The 2,716-nt window shown below is 44.5% G+C and carries 3 protein-coding genes; all 3 read left to right on the forward strand.

Annotated elements, in window-relative coordinates:
* Nucleotides 1-278 precede the first annotated feature (278 nt).
* The 3 genes from J0A65_RS22105 (at nt 279) to J0A65_RS22115 (ending at nt 1,960) form a co-directional block, all read left to right on the forward strand.
* Entirely contained in the window at nt 279-803 is a 525-nt protein-coding gene (locus tag J0A65_RS22105) for a hypothetical protein (protein WP_206596483.1), read from the forward strand.
* Nucleotides 804-1,130: 327 nt separating this feature from the next.
* Nucleotides 1,131-1,478 (forward strand): ribonuclease E inhibitor RraB, encoded by a 348-nt coding sequence (locus J0A65_RS22110; RefSeq protein ID WP_179554568.1) that lies wholly within the window; start codon nt 1,131-1,133, stop codon nt 1,476-1,478.
* Between the two features lie 110 nt (nt 1,479-1,588).
* On the forward strand, nt 1,589-1,960 hold the full coding sequence (locus J0A65_RS22115) for a tetratricopeptide repeat protein (protein ID WP_206596484.1): 372 nt from the start codon (nt 1,589-1,591) through the stop codon (nt 1,958-1,960).
* The last annotated feature ends 756 nt before the right edge of the window (nt 1,961-2,716 follow it).

A 2,716-nucleotide genomic window follows, 5' to 3' on the forward strand; every position in this document is an offset into this window, starting at 1 on the left:
CTACAGCATTTTTCCGCTATCCCTTGCAGTGATTTCGACACTTTTTCGACACTCCAGCTAGACAGGTTCGGCGGCGATGGCTAGCTTCTTGCCGTCACGCCCCTGTGCTTTAGGTCTTCGGTGTCGCTTTTCCAACCTGTGAGTGTCGCGTTTCTCACCTTTGATACGTGATAAATCAAAGGCTTGCGCCGAATTATGGTTGATTATCAGACATTACTGGGGATGTTATGCGACAGCAATGTCGCCTAGTTTATAGTTAGGCATCAAGGGCTAAACCTGTGAATATCCCAGAGCAAGAGATCTACATATCCAGCGTGCTAAAACACGGAAATGATCTCGAGCTTCGCTTAATAACAGACTATCACCCTGGCGCAGAGCCAACCGCGTATTCTATTTTTATATCAACCCCAAAGAGCCCTGCCGAGCTAATAAATTTTGCAAAAGACTGCAAGCTAAACAATGACTATCTGTATATCTGTCAAAAAGAAAACAATTTAATACTAGAAACCGAGCACGGCGAATATCTTGAACTAGAGTTCAGCACAATAAATTCATCTCAGCGTTCACTTGACACAGCAGAATTGAAAGAGATCATGGAGCAAACTTACTCATGGTATCTTTCTGAAAATGAGCATTCCAGGCTGTTGCAGTCGCGAATCCATGAAGCATTAAAAATACTTAACGAAACACACAGACGAGTCTTGATAAAAACTGAAACACACGAGAAAGGCAGTACGGCATCTACACTTTACTCGCAGCAAGCAGTTCTTATAAACAGACTGATCAAGGTGCTTGAAACCTAACTACTGGTTCAAGTCGTTCGCTTCGCTCACTCGGGTCCGGCTTAAGCCGACCCCTTAACCAAATAGAAAAAGGAAAAAGGAAAAAGGGGACAGATTTATTTTGCGATCTGCCAAGAGCAATAAATAAATCCGTCCCCTTTTGCGTAGCTGTTACGTTTTGCATGCTTCTCTTATATGCAATGGCACATTCAGGAATCTAAAAACAGTAAAGACGATAAAGAACCGCCCTAACAAGCCGCTTGAAAGAAAAGGGGAAAGATTTATTTTATGACAAACGAGCGCAATAAATAAATCCGTCCTCTTTCCGCACTCAATCATGGAGGAACAATGAGCAAAATCGTAGCAGCACTACTTGATAATGCATACCAAGATACACAGTTATTGATAAGTAACGACCAACAGGGAGATATCTTTTCTGAGTTCAGAGAAGTTGACTTTACTCTCTACTCAAAAAACAAAGAAAAGGGCGAGCTTATTGCTAGCTTTATCAATGACAATAATTATGGCAAAGCTTCGTATGAAAAAATTGAGCAAAGCCATCGCATTACAGTAGTTATAAATATGCCTACCACTCAAAATTTAATCTGTTCGGTATCTGGCTTAATGGTTTGCCTTGCCGCATTGTATGACCTGGAATATGACGGCTGGGGTTGCGCTTTAAAAACTAAAATATAACAAAGCATAGCAACCCGCACACTTCGTGCGCTGGACAGTTTGTAAGCCCCCTTTTTCATAGCTAATGCATTAGTACAGAAGACTATCTAATCACTGTTATGCGAGCCACCATGAACAGCGAAGAACTTTACAAAAAAGCTATGGAGTTAGAGTCCAAAGGCGAACATAAATCGGCAATTTCAGCTCACAAAGAAATCGTTAATAAATCCAACGACCCGCGGCACTTCATCGCATTCGGAGTTTGTCTCCAGAAATGTGGTCACTGGCAGCAATCTATTGAGGTTTTAGAAAAGGGTATCGCACTGAAGCCTCACTATTGCGAGGGTGATGCTCGTTTATTCTTAGCAAAAGCACTTTTCAAGTCAGGCAAAAAAGGCCTTGCGATCAAGCAATGGCAGCATGTATCCAAAATGCAACCTGAGTATCCAAGTTATGAGTCCGTGCAAAATGAAGCCAAGAAAATGCTTGCACAAAACGCATGACAATTGGCTCAAGCCGTTCGCTCCGCTCACTGAAGAAAAGGGGACTGAAGAAAAGGGGACAGATTTATTTTTGACAGGCGTTAGCAATAAATAAATCTGTCCCCTTTTCCTCATGTCCCCTTTTCCTCAGCTCATTTGCTCTCGCAACGTGTCACGATTGCGATCACCTAATCACTAAGACGTGTATGGCACGCATACGAGCAGAATGCACAACCGTTTGCTGTGGGGTAGTAGAGTCGAGCGGCCATCACCGCTCCGTAGCAATTACTATGCGCTCCCAGATAATGCTGATTCTGGGGCAACGGCATGAAAGTGCAGCCTTCCTTATGCACTTCGTGATCGCCATTAGCTTGAGCACGCGTATTCACGCAGTAACGGTCCATAACACCTCCCTCAGCGCTGTTCAGTCTGCGTGGTCTTGGGATTACGCTTCATGTATTTTTCTGTCACGAAGCGTCCAGTGATGGAGCTACGATGGATGGTTTGCTTCTTCCCAGAGGATTTCGATTTGGTAGCCATAAGGCCTCCTATTGGACGATTACATGTATCGCCAAGCTCAAAATTGGAGACCGTTCGGCACCAAGCCGATTGACGTTGTTACGCCCGTTTGGCTCAATGCTAAAGCCAATCAGGGCTTGGCAGCTTTGCTGCGCATGGCTTCTGGGGGAGCGGGGGAATGCGTCTATGTTTGGCGACTGAACGCATTCTCTCGCTAGCTTTGTCCTTCCGCCCATCTCACAGCGGGCAAAACGAAGC

It is taken from the genome of Bowmanella yangjiangensis, from assembly GCF_017255015.1.
Taxonomy (GTDB): domain Bacteria; phylum Pseudomonadota; class Gammaproteobacteria; order Enterobacterales; family Alteromonadaceae; genus Bowmanella; species Bowmanella yangjiangensis.